This is a genomic window from Hyphomicrobium sp. CS1BSMeth3, assembly GCF_900117415.1.
In the GTDB taxonomy this organism is placed as follows: Bacteria; Pseudomonadota; Alphaproteobacteria; order Rhizobiales; family Hyphomicrobiaceae.
The window spans coordinates 275147-289713 of record NZ_FPEI01000002.1; the positions used below are offsets into that span (position 1 = coordinate 275147).

Consider the following 14567-nt stretch of genomic DNA (forward strand, 5'->3'; position numbering starts at 1 on the left):
GTTAATCGTAAGCCGCGCCCTTGACGCGGCTTTTTTTGCGCCTTCGCGCACCTGCTCTCTGAATAGGACGACGACCATGGCCACCATGACCGCTGCCAAAACCAGCAATCCCGCCGGCATCAAGGGCAAAGTCCCGGCCGTCTTCATCGACGGCGAGGCCGGCACCACGGGCCTCGAAATCCGCCAGCGGCTCGCGGGCGCCAAGGGCATCGAGATCAAGTCGATCGATCCGGAAAAGCGGAAGGACCCGGCCGCGCGCAAGGCGCTCATGGCCGAGACCGATGTCGTCATCCTCTGCCTGCCCGATGACGCCGCGAAGGAGGCTGTGGCCCTCGCCGACGAGCTTGGCGGCAAGAGCCCCCGCATCATCGATGCCTCGACCGCGCACCGCGTCGCGCCCGGCTGGACGTACGGCTTTCCCGAGCTGACCAAGGGCCATGCCGAAGCCGTCGCGGCAGCGAAGCGTGTGACGAATCCCGGCTGCTATCCGACCGGCGCCATCGCGCTCATCCGCCCGCTCGTCGAGGCAGGGATCATGCCAGCCGACTATCCTGTGACGGTCAATGCCGTGTCGGGCTACTCGGGCGGCGGCAAGTCCATGATCCAGGCCTATGACGCGGGCACCGCGCCGTCCTTCGAGCTGTACGGCCTCGCCCTCACACATAAGCACGTGCCCGAGCTGCAGAAGTACAGCGGCCTCACGCGGCGGCCGATCTTCGTGCCCTCCGTCGGGAACTTCCGGCAGGGCATGCTCATCAGCATCCCGCTCCACCTCGACACGCTGCCCGGCAATCCGTGCCCCAAGGACTTGGAGCTGGCGCTCGACAAACACTACCAGGGACTGAAGCTCGTCAGCGTCCTCAAGGAGCCGGTCGCCACACTTCCGAGGATCGAGGCCGAAGCTCTGAATGGCACGGATCAGCTCGAGCTCTACGTGTATGGCAGCTCGGCGCTGCATCAGGCCGTGCTCGTCGCGCGGCTCGACAATCTCGGCAAGGGTGCGTCCGGCGCAGCCGTGCAAAGCCTCGGGCTGATGCTCGGGCTGAAGTTCTAAGCCTGCCACGCGTTCGCGCCTTCGGCGCGACGAGGGGTTAGCCGCGATCGCCCCGGCGTCCCTTCTCCCCGTCCTATACGGGGAGAAGGTTAGGATGAGGGGCGGGAGCTTGTGCGACGTTGGCATATGCCGCCGGCCCTCACCCTAACCCTCTCCCCGCAAGCGGGGAGAGGGGACAGCGGCACGCTCGCGGCTCGCTCCAAATCTACAAAAGACGGGGGTGCGGGGGTGTCCCCCGCGCGGGGCGTGGGGCCTGCGGCCCCACTCGCGCCGGAGGCGCGATCAGCTCACGGTAATCGGCGCGAAGCTCGCAGAAAGCTGCAGCACCAGTTCGTTGAGCACAAAGCGGCCGGCGCGCGTCGCGACAAGGCGATCGGGTGCGTGGTGCTCCACAAGCCCGAGCTTCTCGAGACGCTCGATAGCTACACGGGACGGCCGCACCCCGCCGAGGGCTTCGAGGCGCCGGAGATCGATGCCTTCGGCGAGTCTCAAGCCCATGAGCAGCATCTCGTCGGCCTCTTCGGATCGAGCGAGCGTCGTATCCTCGATGATGCCGTGGCCGTGCTGCTCCACGGACGCGGCCCACGCTTCCGGCTGGCGCTCCGTCACGAGCGCGTGGCGCACACCATCGATGACCAAGCGGCCGTGCGCGCCTGGGCCGACGCCGGCATAGTCGCCATAGCGCCAGTACGTGAGGTTGTGCCGGCTCTCAGCGCCCGCGCGTGCGTGATTGGAAATTTCGTAGGCAGGAATGCCGGCGGCTTCGGTCAGCTCCTGCGTGATCTCGTAGAGTGTGTCGGCCAGTTCGGGATCCGGCACGGCGAGCTTGCCCGCGCGATGCAGGCCGGCGAACGGCGTACCTTCCTCGATGGTGAGCTGATAGAGCGAGAGGTGATTGCGCATCATGGCGAGCGCTTCGGAAAGCTCCGCGCGCCAGGCATCGGGCGTCTGCGCCGGCCGCGCGTAGATCAGATCGAAAGAAAAGCGCTCGAAGGTGCGCGCGGCGATGTCGATGGCGCGACGCGCTTCGGCAACCGAGTGCAGGCGGCCAAGCGTTTTCAGGTCGCCATCATTGAGCGCCTGCACGCCGAGCGAGACGCGATTGATACCGGCAGCGCGATAGCCGGCGAAGCGTTCGGCTTCGACGCTCGACGGGTTCGCTTCCAGCGTGATCTCGGCATCGGACGCGATGGACCATGACGCGGCGATGCGGTCGAGAATACCGCCGACCGTCTCCGGCTTCATGAGCGACGGCGTGCCGCCGCCGAGAAAGATGCTCGTCACGGTGCGCCCCGGCGCGAGCGCGGCCATATGCGCGATCTCGCGCGCGAAGGCGGCGGCAAAGCGCGGCTCGTCGATGCCGGCCATGCGGACGTGGCTGTTGAAGTCGCAGTAGGGGCACTTGGACGCGCAGAACGGCCAATGGACATAGATGCCGAAGCCGGGATCTGCGGTTACCGGGCGATCCGCATCGCGATCGCGCGACGCCTGTCCCCCTCCCCCTTGTGGGGAGGGGTTAGGGGTGGGGGGAATCCCGACCGCAGATGTTCTGCGATCCCCCCCTCCCTTACCCTCCCCCACAAGGGGGGAGGGGATTGCGGAGCGGCCAGCCCTACCCATCGCTTCGATCCAGACAGGCGGCGACGAAGAGTGCGAAGGCGCGCGCGCGGTGGCTGATGGCGTGCTTGGCCTCGGCTTCCATCTCGCCAAAAGTCAGCGTCTCACCGTCGGCCAGGAACATCGGATCATAGCCGAAGCCCTTTTCGCCGCGCGGCGGCCAGACCAGATGGCCGAAGACCTTGCCCTCGAAGACTTCGGCCTCGCCATCCGGCCATGCGAGGCAGAGCGTGGCGGTGAAATTGGCACGGCGGCTCTCGGGATCGCGCGCGAACTTCTCCTGCAGCTCACTCTCCACACGCTGCATGGCGTAGTTGAAATCCTTCGCGGGACCGGCCCAGCGCGCGGAGTACACGCCCGGCGCGCCGCCGAGCGCCTCCACTTCGAGACCGGAGTCATCCGAGAGCGCAGGCAGGCCGCTCGCCTTCGCACTGTGCAGCGCCTTGAGGCGCGCGTTGCCGGCGAAGGTCGTCTCGGTTTCCTCGGGCTCACTGATGTTGAGCTCGCCCGCAGAAACAGCGCTCATGCCATAGGGGCGAATGAGATCGTTGATCTCGCGGATTTTGCCGGGGTTGTGGCTCGCGACCACGAGGCGGGTCCCGGCTTCGAGTTTGCGCATCAGCAGAATCCTTAAGAGTCCAGGCCCCAGATCTTGGGCTCAGCAAACTCGAGACAGTTGCCCGCAGGATCGCGGAAGTAGATGGAGCGCCCGCCGCTCGGCCAGATGAAATCCGCTTCGATGGCGACGCCCGCCGCTTCGAGGCGCCGCTTCCAATCGTCGATCTCATCGCGGCTCGCGCGGAAACAGACGTGCCCTTCACCTGTCGCGCCATGCGGCGGCACGGGGAGCTTCGCATCCGCATGCGGCGGCACGACCGTCGCCTTTGGATTGAAGATCAGCAGCACCTGATCGCCGCAGCGGTAGAAGAGCTGGCGCCCCGCGAGCTTGGAGAAGGGCACCATGCCGAGCACATTCGCGTAGAAGGCCTCTGCCGCGTCGAGGTCGATCGCGTACATGACGGTTTCGAGAATGCCGGACGGTGGTGCCTTCTCGCGCAAGTTCTCTGGCATGGGGCGGTCCCCAACTACTGCAACTCCTTAGCTCTTCTGCCCGCGATTGCGCTGTGCGAGCGTGCGCAGGCGAAGCGCGTTGAGCTTGATGAAGCCCTGAGCGTCCTTCTGATCGTACGCGCCCTGGTCGTCCTCGAAAGTGACGAGCGTCGAGGAATAGAGCGACTTCGGGCTCTCGCGGCCAGTGACGATCACATTGCCCTTGTAGAGTTCGAGCGTCACTTCGCCTTCGACGTGCTCCTGGCTCTTGTCGATCAGTGCCTGCAGCATCTCGCGCTCGGGGCTGAACCAGAAGCCGTAGTAGATCAGCTCCGCATAGCGCGGCATCAGCTCGTCCTTGAGATGGCTGGCGCCGCGATCGAGCGTGATGCTCTCCATGGCACGATGCGCGGCGAGCAGAATGGTTCCGCCCGGCGTCTCGTAGATGCCGCGCGACTTCATGCCGACGAAGCGGTTCTCGACGAGGTCAAGACGGCCAATGCCGTTGTCGCGGCCGAGATCGTTGAGCGCCTTGAGCAGCGTCGCCGGGCTCATCTTCTGGCCGTTGAGCGAGACGGCATCGCCCTTGGAGAAGCCGATCTTGATGGTCGTCACCTTGTCGGGTGCCGCCATGGGCGAGATCGTGCGCTGATAGACCATCTCCGGCGCCTTCTGCGCGGGATCTTCCAGCACCTTGCCTTCGGACGAGGAGTGCAGGAGGTTCGCGTCGACGGAGAACGGTGCCTCGCCCTCTTTGTCCTTGGCGATCGGGATCTGGTGGCTGCGTGCGAAGTCGAGCAGCTCCGTGCGGCTCTTGAACTCCCACTCGCGCCAGGGCGCGATGATCTTGATGCCCGGCTCGAGCGCATAGTAGCTGAGCTCGAAGCGCACCTGATCATTGCCCTTGCCGGTAGCGCCATGGCAAACGGCGTCCGCGCCCGTCTTGCGCGCGATATCGATCTGCGCCTTGCTGATCAGCGGCCGCGCGATCGACGTGCCGAGCAGGTACACACCCTCGTACACCGCATTCGCGCGGAACATGGGGAAGACGAAGTCGCGGACGAACTCCTCGCGCAGATCCTCGATGAAAATGTTCTCGGGCTTGATGCCGAGCATGAGCGCCTTCTCGCGCGCCGGTCCGAGCTCCTCGCCCTGGCCGAGATCGGCCGTGAATGTCACGACCTCGCAGCCGTACGCCTCCTGCAGCCACTTCAGGATGATCGAGGTATCGAGGCCGCCCGAGTAGGCGAGGACGACTTTCTTTACGGACTTCGGCGCAGACGACATGGCAGCTCGACCTCTCGGGCGCGGATATGGGTTTGCGCCGGCACTATAGGGAGCGGCGCGGCTACCGCAAGAGCCGCGGCAGGCGGCCAGTTCAATGGAACAGCCTGAACGATTTACCCTGAAGCGCGCGACGGGTGCTTCCTGAGCGATGGGTTGTCCGCGAGAACCTCGGCGAACCAGGGCACGAGCACTTCGGCGGATTTGTAGGCCTCCTCCGATGAGGCATAGACCGCACCGGAGAAATACTGGACCGGTGTCCACACTCCGCCGTCCTCGACGTCGCGTCTGAACTCTTCGAAGCCGAACGTCTGGTCAGGCCGCCAGAACACATCGACGCATCTGCTGTGGTCGTCGTTCTCGACGCTGGCGAAGACCACCCATGACTTGTCGATGCGCTGCGACATCGCTTGGCTCAGCCACCCCCGACGGACTGGCGGAAATAGTTCAGGCCCTGTCCTATGACATCGCCGAACATCAGGAGCACGAACGCCCAGAGAAAGGCCGAGGACCAGTTGGCGAGCTGGAATTTGGCGCGCGGCATCTCGACGATGCCGGCAACCAGCGGCACCGAGGCCCGGAGCGGCCCGGAGAAACGGCCGAGAACCACCGCCCAAGGCCCCCACCTTTCGAAGAAGGCATGACCTTTGGGAATGAGGTCGGGGTAGTTCCTGAGTGGCCACATGGCCGCGATCTGCTCGTGGTAGTGCCGCCCGAGCCAGTAGGAGACCCAGTCACCGAGCGCGGCACCAATCGCGGCCATGCTCAGAATGAACCAGAAGTCGAGGCCGCCGCTCGCGCCGATGAGCGTGCCGATCGTGACCAGGATGGCCCAGAATGGCAGCACGAGCGAGATGAATGCGAGGGACTCGCCGAATGCGAGCACGAAGACGGTCGGTCCCGCCCAAGCCTTGTGCTCTTTCACGAACGCGATGATGGCGTCCGCATAAGCTTCCAGTCCCATTCGCCCTCCCGAGATCTCCCCCTCCCCGCGCGCGGGGAGAGTGGATCAAGTAAGGCAACGCTGATTTGACCGCAACTGATTGCGCGCCGTGTCACACCCGGACCCGGCAGCCGCGCCGGCGGATCTCCGCGCCGAGCTCCTTGGAGACCTCGGCCGCGAGCATGGTGCCGCGGGACTTCTGAGCGGGCGAAAGGCCGCCCGAGTACGGACCGTTCAACACCGTCGGCGCCGCATCGGCCTCGCGCTTGCCGTGTGCAAGCTCGTCGCAGGAAAGCTCGCGCTTGCGGCTTCTGAACGCAAAGAGTCGCACGCCTGCCGCATAGGAATGTGCGCTCGCCGGCTCGCGGATCCAGGTCCGCTTCGGATCGGCCAGCATCTGCTTGAGGGCTTCACCGCGCCGCTGAACGCACGGCGGGCTGTCATCCACGCAATCCGCCCGCGGAGGCTCGGTCGCCGCGGTCTCGAGGTTGATCCCGGCACAGGAAGCAAGCGCGCTCGCGAGCACGGCCACCGAAGCTGGCATGAGAAGGCGCCCTGTCGGGCGTCGGACGGTCATGGATGGCCCTCTTGTAAGCAATGCGGTGCGGGCATAGAAGCCTCAGAAATGCGGCCATCTGAGCACCGGCCGCCGCGGAAATATCACAATTCAGTAACCGGAGTAACGGAATTCGGGCTAGGTCGCTAAACTTGGTAGGAAAAGTAGCCTAGCAGCCACCACTCATCATCACATTCAGGGAGAACGCTCTTCATGGCGCACGCCATTCGAGTTCACAAGTACGGCGGCCCCGAGGCCATGAGCTATGAGGCCGTCGACGTCGGCGCACCGGGTGCCGGTCAGGTCAAGCTCAAGCAGCACGCGATCGGCGTCAACTTCATCGACGTTTATCAGCGCACGGGTCTCTACCCGCAGCCATCCATGCCATTCACGCCGGGCAACGAGGGCGCGGGCGAGGTCACGGCCGTCGGCGAAGGCGTCACGGACCTCAAGGTCGGTGATCGCGTCGCCTATGCCGGTGCGATCGGCGCCTATGCCGACGAGCGCCTCGCGCCCGCCGACAAGCTCGTCAAGCTTCCCGACGCGATCCCCTACGAGACGGGCGCGGCCATGATGCTGCAGGGCATGACCGTGCAGTATCTGCTTCGCCGCACCTACAAAGTGGGTCCCGAGACGACGCTGCTGATGCACGCCGCTGCGGGCGGCATCGGCCTCATTGCATGCCAGTGGGCGAAGCATCTCGGCGCGACGATCATCGGCACGGCAAGCTCGGACGAGAAGTGCGCGCTCGCCAAGGCGGCTGGTGCGACGCACATGATCAACTACAAGACCGAGAACTTCGTCGAGCGCGTGAACCAGATCACGGGCGGCAAGAAGTGCGATGTCGTCTACGACTCGATCGGCAAGGACACGTTCCCGGCCTCGCTCGACTGCTTGAAGCCGCTCGGCCTGTTCGTGACCTTCGGCAATGCCTCGGGTCCGATCGATGCCTTCAACGCGGGCATTCTCGCGGCGAAGGGCTCGCTCTACATGACGCGGCCGACGCTCAACACCTACACGGCGACGCGCGCCGATCTCGTCGCGACGGCGAAGGACCTCTTCGATGTCGTGGCCTCGGGTGCGGTGAAGATCAACGTGAACCACAAGTTCGCGCTGAAGGACGCGGCGCAGGCACACAAGGATCTCGAGGGCCGCAAGACCACAGGCTCGATCATCCTGCTGCCTTGATTTTTGCTTGCCGCGGGCTGCTGGGAAGAGGTGCTGTCGCCTTCCTTCGCAGTGCCATGCCCGCGGCGGCCAGATCGACAGGACAGAGCAAGAGGCCACGGGCTGCTGCCTCCCGTCCCCTCTCCCCGCGTGCGGGGAGAAGAGGGACAAATCGATAGGACAGAGCAAGAGGCCGCGGGCTTGTTCCGCGGCCTTTGTTTATGGGCGCGCAACGATCAGGCGCAGCGAGCCATCGAACTCAGGCGCCGCGCGCAGATGACCGTGCTTGCGATCCCAAGTGCCGGACTGAAGATCACTGCGCAGGTGATCGACATAGCCCGCGGCGGTCTCCTCGCTCACGAAGCTCCACGCCGAGCACGCAAGGCGCGCCGCCGGCTCGAGCAGCCGCTCGGGTCGGCCGTAGTAAGCCTCGTTGAAACCATCGCGGCACATGAGCGGAATGGGGACCGGCACGATCTCCACTGAGCCACCGATGATTGCCGCCATGCGATCGCGCGCAGGATAGCGCCGCGCCTCGGCCGCAAGCACACCCGGCGCGTAGTCGTTCAGCCAGAAGCGCTGCACGAGATCGGGATCGCAGGAAAGAATAGCCACAGGTCCGCGCGTCACACGGCGCATCTCGCGCAGACCATCCTCGAGGCGCGTCCATTGATGCACGGAGAAGGTCGTCATCGATGCATCGAAATACCCATCCGGGAAGGGAAGGCTTTCGGCCACGGCATCGATTGCGGACGCAAGATGCGGCGGGCGCTGCGCGCGCATGGAAGCGGACGGCTCGACGGGCGTGACATCGCGATCGGTCGGTTCGTACGAGCCCGCGCCCGCACCGACATTCAGCACCGTCCGCGCCGCGCCCAGCACGCGCGCGATCAGCGCAGCAATGGCGGGGTCGGGCTGCCTGTAGCTCGCATAGTCGCGCCCGATCGTGCCGTAGTCGGCATCCCCGGCGCTGCCGTCGGCTTTCCGCTGCACCATGCTTCTCTCGAATGATTGGAGAGCAACGGCGCAGCGCGCCGTCAGACCTTTTCCTTGAGCGTCGTCGGCCCGCCGAGCGGTGCGGAAGCCTGCCGGCCGATCTGCGAGCCGGGCTTGGGCGGATTGCCGGAAGCAAAACCGTCGAGCACCTTCTCGAGAAGCTCAGGCGTCAGGTCCTCGTAGGTATCCTTGAAGATCTGCACCATGGGCGCATTGGCGCAGCTTCCGAGACACTCGACTTCTTCCCAGGAGAAATTGCCGTCCTTGGAAAGATGGTGCGGATCGTGGTGGATGCGCCGCTTGCAGACTTCCTTCAGCGCCTCCGAGCCGCGCAGCATGCACGGCGTCGTTCCGCATAGCTGGACGTGCGCCTTCTTCCCCACCGGCGCGAGCTGGAACATCGTATAGAAGGTCGCGATCTCGTAGACACGGATGTAGGCCATGTCGAGCATGTCGGCGACGTAGCGGATCGCCGGCTCCGGGAGCCAGTTGTCGTGCTGCTCCTGCGCCCGCCAGAGCAGCGGGATCACGGCCGATGCCTGCTTGCCTGCCGGATAGCGCTTGATGACCTCCTCGGCCCAGGCAAGGTTCTCGGGCGTGAAGTCGAACGTAGCCGGCTGATCGGGATACAGTCTGCGGACGGCCATTGGATTCCTGCTCGCTCGGTCGGTTGCTGCGACGCGACACGGTGAATGCCACGCCGGCGCGCCCAGGGCAACGGTTACGCGGCCGCGGCAGCCCCGCTCAGGCGACGAACCAGCTCCCCAGCAAGAGCACGACGGCGCCGGGTGCCAGCAGCAGGGCGCTCTGCGCGCCGACCTTGAACAGCACGACCCAGATGAATGCGCCGATCAGACCGAGCAGCATCACGAGCGGCACCGAGGCGCCGCCGAGAGCGAAGGCGACAGCGAGCGCGACGGCGATGGCGCCGAGGCCGATCAGAAGCGGTAGCAGCGGCCGCTGGGCCTGCCATGCGCCCATGGGCCAGGCATTCTGGAGTGCGATCCACCGGTAGGACGCGAGCGAGAGCCCCCAGGCAAAAGCTGCCACAGCGAGTACGAACACCATCACGCTGTACATGCTCCGTCCTCTGATTCGTCCCATCATGCCACGACACGCCGCGCCTGTGCATGCCGCTGCACGTCGTTAATCCGCGCGCGTCATAACTCGCCCTGTCGCAAGGCGCCAGCAGCCTCGACAACCATGTGGACAACTCCCACGTCCGGTCGCAGATCAGGCTCGGCGTGGCAAGAGATATCCGCATCCTTCGAAGGCGGCCACCGCGTCTCATGCGCGCGCCGCCATCGCGGGAATAATCATTTGATTTCAATCAATGATGGCAATTTGTCGCCAGCACTCTGCGCGGCCCATTTGGGGCCTCCAGGCACCATGCCGCGGCAAAATCTGTGACCTTTGCGCAACCCAAAGGCGCGGCCATGCAGTTTGACGGTCGCAAGAGGACGAACTAACCCTGACTTTGGCGTAAACCATATTAGTCTCCGGCGCGATGCCGCTTCGAGGTTCGCGAGCCATGCTTATACGTGTGCTGACTGCCATAGTGGCGACAGTGGCCCTTTCGGGCAGCGCCCTCGCTCAGCAGGAGCAGAGCTGCGGCCGGGAGACCTTTTCGAAAGCGGTGGACGATGCTGCCGCCGTGCTCCGCCGGCACAGCAGCGAGACACAGCCGCGTATCCAGGCCGGCATCCGTCAGCTCAAGACCCGTCACGGCTGGCGGGACGAGGAAGAGGCGGAGCGCGCGCGCGAGCTGCTGGCGAATCCGGAGTCCGAGGCGCTCGATCACAAGGCGGCTCAGCTCCTGGCCGCCATGGACCGGCTCTCCGAAGAGGGCAATCAGCGCCCCGGCGACTGCGCGAAGCTCGCCGAGCTGCGCGCGACAGCGTCAGCGCTGAGCACCACGGTCCGCAGGAAGAGCGATCTCGCCCTCATGCGCATCGATGCAGCCCTGGCGCTCCCTCCCGGGGGGCGCCTGCCGAGGCCGTCGGAAACCGCGCAGCCAAAGGCGCCGTCTCTCAGCGCGGCGCCGCGGATCCCTTCTGCGGCCCAGCCCATCGATGCGGTGCGCCCCATCGTCGAGACGCGTGCGCCCGAGACCGCGAGCGCTGCCGCCAGTGCACCTTGGACAGCCCCGTGGGCCGCACCTTTGGTGCCACCGCCGGCTGCCGCAGTGCCGCCCCTCGGCCAGTGGACCGTGACGACGACGCCTGAAGCGACGACGCCACCTGCGGGCGCCGTACCGCCACTGCCGGAGCCTCGCAGAGTTGCAGCCATCGCGCCAACCGTCGCAGCCATCCCGCCGACCGCGAAGCCCGGCAACGGCAAACCCGCCGGCGAGACCTATTCAATCGACGAGATCAAGACCGTCGCGCGTGGCGGCCTCCCCAATTGGTCGGCGAGTGTCGGGAGCGTGATCGAGCACGCCTTCTCCAACTATGGCCGCCCGACCGCCTACGTGATCGGTGAGGAGGGCGGCGGCGCCTTCATCGCCGGCGTCCGCTACGGCAAGGGCAAGCTCTACATGAAGGGCAAGCCGGTGGCGAAGATCTACTGGCACGGCCCCTCGGTCGGTTACGACTTCGGGGCCGCCGGCTCACAGACGCTCTTCCTGATCTATGGAATGCGCGAGGCGCGAGACCTGTACCGCGGCTTTTCGGGCATCGACGGCTCCGCCTACTTCATCGGCGGTGCCGGCATCACGTTCCTGAGCAACCAGGAAATCATCATGGCGCCGATCCGCACGGGGCTCGGCTTCAGGCTCGGCGCCAGTGTCGGCTATCTCCGCTTTTCGTCCAAGTCGACCTGGAACCCCTTCTGAGGGCCGCTCAGCTCATCGGGCAGGCGTGCGCGAACGAGCTTTGCGCAGTCACTGGTTGTCGTATTCCGGCGCTTCGAGCGCCGGCGGTGAAAGCGCATCGATCTCCTCGAGAGCCTTGCCCGCGATGCCCTGCAGGTCTCCGTACATGCCGACAGTGGCCTCGACGACGCCGCGGATCTGGGCTTCCCGCTTCGCCCACAAACGCGTGGTTGCCTTGCGCTCCTTGTCCAAGTCGGACTGCATGTCGGAGAACTTCTCGACGATCGCCTCGATGCGATGGCGGAAGCGCGGGCCGGTCAGGTACTCATAGACCAGCTCCATCTTGGTCTGCTGGCCATTGCCCGCCTGCCGCACCTTCGCGATCTCGATTAGCGACTGCCGCAAAGCGATGGCGACGGGGATCGCGCAGCGGTGCTCGGCAACCCAGATGCCATCCACATGGTCGAACGCTGTCACGCCCTTTGGCAAGGCGTTGGAGATCAAGAGCGCCAGCTCCGCATTGGCGGACCTTTGATCGTCACGAAGCTTGGCGAGCCAGCCGTCGCTCCAGTTCTTCGTCCGCTTGGATTCCCACAGTATGGTTCCGCAATGCTGGCCTGAAACGCCGAGGACGCGCTGCAGCACGTCACCGCCGAACTCGCCCTTCGGCACAGGTTCGATCGAATCCAACGGAAACTTGGAGCGTAGCAACGACTCGAGCTCCAGCTCCTGAACCTCGCCCTGGAGCTGCTGTGATCCCTGCTCGGCTTTGCGCTTCAACTCCTCGATCTGCCGCTGCATGGAGGAAATCTGCTCCTCCTTCTCCAGCACGCGCAGCTTGAGCGCCTCTTCGCCTTCCTGCCTCGCCTTGTCGCGCACGGCGATGAGGGATTCCTGCACCTTCTTCTCGATGGTGAGGTCCATCTCGCGCTTGGCATCGTCGAGCTCGCGCTGCTTGCGGATGAGCTCGGCCTGCGCCTTCTGCGCATCGGCCAGCTTGGCGTCCCGCTGCTTCAGCACTTCCTGCAGCTCGCCGAGCTCTTTCGTCTTCTGCTCGAGATCCGACGCTGCCAGAAGCTTGGCCTTCTTTGCCTCCTCGGCCGCGATGGCGGCGCGCTCGGCTTTCACCTTCGCCGCGACCTGCTCATCCATGGATGCCTTGGCCGCTGCAAGCTCACCCTCTCTCGTCTTGAGCGCGGCCTCGCGCTTCGCAACCTCGGCATCTTTGGCTGCGAGGGTCTGCTCGAACTGCCGGCGCGTCTCGGCAATAAGCGGCGCCGCAAGGGATTCGGTGAGCTTGATCTCGGTGCTACACGTTGGGCAGTGGATGACGGGTTCGTTCATAAGCTCCCATCCGGTGGGACCACCAGGAAAGCGGTGGTCACGTTCGTTATTTCAAAGCTGATCCACCCTAACACATGTTCTCTAATTGTTCTACGGAAATTTCGCAATTTTCCCCCGGCAATTTGGCCGAGGCGGCGAGCCAGAAAATCAATGGGGGATGGGTCCGGGGGGTGTGTCCCTCCCGGTGGAGGTTTGAGCAAATCGCGATTGCTCCGGCAATCCCGCTCGCGGGGAGAGGGCTAGAGTGAGGGGCAGCGGCATACGCTGACGTCCACACAAGCTCCCGCCCCTCATCCTAACCTTCTCCCCGTATAGGACGGGGAGAAGGGACGCCGGGGCGATCGTGGCGAATGGCGAAGTCATAAAGGCGGGTGGGTTCGGGAGGGTGTCCCTCCCGATGGGGGATCGGGGGCTAGCCCCCGTCGCGCCGAAGGCGCGAGCCCTCTCCCCGCAAGAGCAGGGAGAGGAGGATTTAGGAAGCGAACTACCGTCCGACGTTCGCAATACGCGTCGGTACGCCGAACTCGCGATTGCAGATCTCGGCGAGCTTGGCCACACCCTCGCGGATGGTCTGCTCGGTCGGATTGGCGAAGCAGAGACGCAGCCGCGACTGGCCGTACGCGGGATCGACCGACCACTCCGCCCCGGGGTTCAGTGTGACGCCTTCCTTGCTCGCCGCCTGGAAGAGCTTCGCCGTATCCACGCTATCCGGCAGCTTGATCCAGAGGAAGATGCCGCCGTCCGGATAGTCGAACTCTGCCGCCGTGCCGAAGTTCGCACCAACCGCCTCGACCATCGCGTCGAGCTTGCGTTTGAGCGTCTTGCGCAGCTTCACGACGTGATTGTCGAAGTGGGCCTCGCAATACTCCGCGATGACCATCTGATCGATGGCGCCGGTGCCGGAATCCGTTTTCAACGACAGCAGCCGGCTCATGAGCGGCCAGCCCGCGACGATGTAGCCGAGCCGCAGCGCAGGCGCGATCGACTTCGAGAACGAGCCGACGTAGATCACGCGATCATCGCCTGTGATGCCGCGCATGGCCTGCGGCCGCTTGCCGTCCCAAACGAGATCCGAATAGCACTCGTCCTCGAGGATCGGCACGCCGTAGCTCTCGCAAAGCTTGATCAGCGCGTGGCGCCGCTCCAGCGGCAGGATGCTCGCCGTCGGGTTCTGCACGGTCGGGATGGTGTAGAGATACTTCGGCCGGATGCCTTTGCTCTTCAGGTCGGCCAGAGCGCGCCCCACCGCCTCGATGTCGAGCCCCTGCTTGTCGAGCGGCAGCGGGACCATATTGACCCCGAAGCGCTTCACGCGGGAGAGAAAGCCGCCGTAGCTCGCCTCTTCGACGACGATCGTATCGCCCTTCTCGAGCAGCAGCGAGTTGACGAGTTCGAGCGCCTGTTGCGAGCCGCCGGTGATGAGGATGTCGTCGGCGGCGCAGGCGATGCCGGCGTCCCGGCCGAGCTTCTTGACGAGGAACTCGCGCAGCGCGCGATAGCCCTGCGGGCCGCTCTGCAGGCCGTACGTCGCGAGCGTCGAGCCTTCGCGCTTCAGGACATTGCTCGCCGCCGCGATGAGATCGTCGACCGGAACGCTCCCCGCATCATTGTGGCCGCCGACGAAGTTGTATTTCGGAAAGCCGTTGTACTTGACGGCAGCCGCCGGCAGGTTGGCGCGGAACAGCGTGGTGTAGTCGATCATGCGAGCATTTCCTCGGTTGGTTTGATTTTCGGGTTTTCTGGA

General features: G+C 65.1%; 15 protein-coding genes. 3 read left to right on the forward strand and 12 right to left on the reverse strand.

Annotation, left to right across the window (positions count from 1 at the left end; translation table 11 throughout):
- The first annotated feature begins 85 nt into the window (after positions 1-85).
- Positions 86-1054 (forward strand): N-acetyl-gamma-glutamyl-phosphate reductase, encoded by a 969-nt coding sequence (argC, locus tag CS1BSM3_RS01300; protein WP_072385252.1) that lies wholly within the window; start codon positions 86-88, stop codon positions 1052-1054.
- 282 nt (positions 1055-1336) lie between these two features.
- Here argC and hemW read toward each other — a convergent pair whose 3' ends face one another.
- The 7 genes from hemW to CS1BSM3_RS01335 form a co-directional block, all read right to left on the reverse strand.
- On the reverse strand, positions 1337-2488 hold the full coding sequence (gene hemW / locus CS1BSM3_RS01305; RefSeq protein ID WP_072385253.1) for a radical SAM family heme chaperone HemW: 1152 nt from the start codon (positions 2486-2488) through the stop codon (positions 1337-1339).
- Between the two features lie 178 nt (positions 2489-2666).
- A complete protein-coding gene (gene rdgB, locus CS1BSM3_RS01310; RefSeq protein ID WP_072385151.1) occupies positions 2667-3290 on the reverse strand; it encodes an RdgB/HAM1 family non-canonical purine NTP pyrophosphatase in 624 nt (207 codons plus the stop codon).
- A gap of 11 nt (positions 3291-3301) precedes the next feature.
- On the reverse strand, positions 3302-3742 hold the full coding sequence (locus tag CS1BSM3_RS01315; RefSeq protein WP_072385152.1) for a VOC family protein: 441 nt from the start codon (positions 3740-3742) through the stop codon (positions 3302-3304).
- 27 nt (positions 3743-3769) lie between these two features.
- Positions 3770-5008 carry an argininosuccinate synthase gene (locus tag CS1BSM3_RS01320; RefSeq protein ID WP_072385153.1) on the reverse strand — a complete coding sequence of 413 codons (1239 nt, stop codon included), beginning with the start codon at positions 5006-5008 and terminating at the stop codon, positions 3770-3772.
- Between the two features lie 113 nt (positions 5009-5121).
- Entirely contained in the window at positions 5122-5412 is a 291-nt protein-coding gene (locus CS1BSM3_RS01325; protein WP_072385154.1) for a ubiquitin family protein, read from the reverse strand.
- Positions 5413-5420: 8 nt separating this feature from the next.
- Positions 5421-5963, reverse strand: coding sequence for a DedA family protein (locus CS1BSM3_RS01330; protein WP_072385254.1), 543 nt, complete (start codon positions 5961-5963; stop codon positions 5421-5423).
- Between the two features lie 97 nt (positions 5964-6060).
- Complete coding sequence (locus CS1BSM3_RS01335) at positions 6061-6525, reverse strand: hypothetical protein (protein ID WP_244540396.1); 465 nt, start codon at positions 6523-6525, stop codon at positions 6061-6063.
- 192 nt (positions 6526-6717) lie between these two features.
- Between CS1BSM3_RS01335 and CS1BSM3_RS01340 the strand changes: the two genes are divergently transcribed.
- Positions 6718-7692, forward strand: a complete 975-nt coding sequence (locus CS1BSM3_RS01340; RefSeq protein ID WP_072385156.1) for a quinone oxidoreductase family protein — start codon at positions 6718-6720, stop codon at positions 7690-7692.
- Between the two features lie 198 nt (positions 7693-7890).
- Here CS1BSM3_RS01340 and CS1BSM3_RS01345 read toward each other — a convergent pair whose 3' ends face one another.
- The 3 genes from CS1BSM3_RS01345 to CS1BSM3_RS01355 all read right to left on the reverse strand — a co-directional run bounded on the left by CS1BSM3_RS01345 (position 7891) and on the right by CS1BSM3_RS01355 (position 9747).
- Positions 7891-8667 (reverse strand): class I SAM-dependent methyltransferase, encoded by a 777-nt coding sequence (locus CS1BSM3_RS01345; RefSeq protein WP_143149032.1) that lies wholly within the window; start codon positions 8665-8667, stop codon positions 7891-7893.
- A 41-nt stretch (positions 8668-8708) separates the two neighbouring features.
- Entirely contained in the window at positions 8709-9314 is a 606-nt protein-coding gene (gene nuoE, locus CS1BSM3_RS01350; RefSeq protein WP_072385157.1) for an NADH-quinone oxidoreductase subunit NuoE, read from the reverse strand.
- Between the two features lie 97 nt (positions 9315-9411).
- Complete coding sequence (locus tag CS1BSM3_RS01355) at positions 9412-9747, reverse strand: hypothetical protein (RefSeq protein ID WP_083528131.1); 336 nt, start codon at positions 9745-9747, stop codon at positions 9412-9414.
- A gap of 451 nt (positions 9748-10198) precedes the next feature.
- On the opposite strand from CS1BSM3_RS01355, the gene CS1BSM3_RS27650 reads away from it, so the two are divergent.
- A complete protein-coding gene (locus CS1BSM3_RS27650; protein ID WP_174263592.1) occupies positions 10199-11500 on the forward strand; it encodes an EipA family protein in 1302 nt (433 codons plus the stop codon).
- A 48-nt stretch (positions 11501-11548) separates the two neighbouring features.
- On the opposite strand, the gene CS1BSM3_RS01365 is transcribed toward CS1BSM3_RS27650, so the two are convergent.
- Positions 11549-12823 (reverse strand): DUF2130 domain-containing protein, encoded by a 1275-nt coding sequence (locus tag CS1BSM3_RS01365; protein WP_072385158.1) that lies wholly within the window; start codon positions 12821-12823, stop codon positions 11549-11551.
- A gap of 484 nt (positions 12824-13307) precedes the next feature.
- Positions 13308-14525 carry an aminotransferase-like domain-containing protein gene (locus tag CS1BSM3_RS01370; protein WP_072385159.1) on the reverse strand — a complete coding sequence of 406 codons (1218 nt, stop codon included), beginning with the start codon at positions 14523-14525 and terminating at the stop codon, positions 13308-13310.
- Positions 14526-14567: the final 42 nt, after the last annotated feature.

Excerpts from the sequence above, each read along its gene's own strand:
- CS1BSM3_RS01320 (WP_072385153.1), bottom strand. The coding sequence starts at position 5,008 with ATGTCGTCTGCGCCGAAGTCCGTAAAGAAAGTCGTCCTCGCCTACTCG.
- CS1BSM3_RS01315 (WP_072385152.1), bottom strand. The coding sequence starts at position 3,742 with ATGCCAGAGAACTTGCGCGAGAAGGCACCACCGTCCGGCATTCTCGAA.
- CS1BSM3_RS01335 (WP_244540396.1), bottom strand. The coding sequence starts at position 6,525 with ATGACCGTCCGACGCCCGACAGGGCGCCTTCTCATGCCAGCTTCGGTG.
- CS1BSM3_RS01355 (WP_083528131.1), bottom strand. The coding sequence starts at position 9,747 with ATGTACAGCGTGATGGTGTTCGTACTCGCTGTGGCAGCTTTTGCCTGG.
- CS1BSM3_RS01370 (WP_072385159.1), bottom strand. The coding sequence starts at position 14,525 with ATGATCGACTACACCACGCTGTTCCGCGCCAACCTGCCGGCGGCTGCC.
- CS1BSM3_RS01325 (WP_072385154.1), bottom strand. The coding sequence starts at position 5,412 with ATGTCGCAGCGCATCGACAAGTCATGGGTGGTCTTCGCCAGCGTCGAG.
- CS1BSM3_RS27650 (WP_174263592.1), top strand. The coding sequence starts at position 10,199 with ATGCTTATACGTGTGCTGACTGCCATAGTGGCGACAGTGGCCCTTTCG.
- CS1BSM3_RS01365 (WP_072385158.1), bottom strand. The coding sequence starts at position 12,823 with ATGAACGAACCCGTCATCCACTGCCCAACGTGTAGCACCGAGATCAAG.
- argC (WP_072385252.1), top strand. The coding sequence starts at position 86 with ATGACCGCTGCCAAAACCAGCAATCCCGCCGGCATCAAGGGCAAAGTC.
- nuoE (WP_072385157.1), bottom strand. The coding sequence starts at position 9,314 with ATGGCCGTCCGCAGACTGTATCCCGATCAGCCGGCTACGTTCGACTTC.
- CS1BSM3_RS01340 (WP_072385156.1), top strand. The coding sequence starts at position 6,718 with ATGGCGCACGCCATTCGAGTTCACAAGTACGGCGGCCCCGAGGCCATG.
- CS1BSM3_RS01345 (WP_143149032.1), bottom strand. The coding sequence starts at position 8,667 with ATGGTGCAGCGGAAAGCCGACGGCAGCGCCGGGGATGCCGACTACGGC.
- rdgB (WP_072385151.1), bottom strand. The coding sequence starts at position 3,290 with ATGCGCAAACTCGAAGCCGGGACCCGCCTCGTGGTCGCGAGCCACAAC.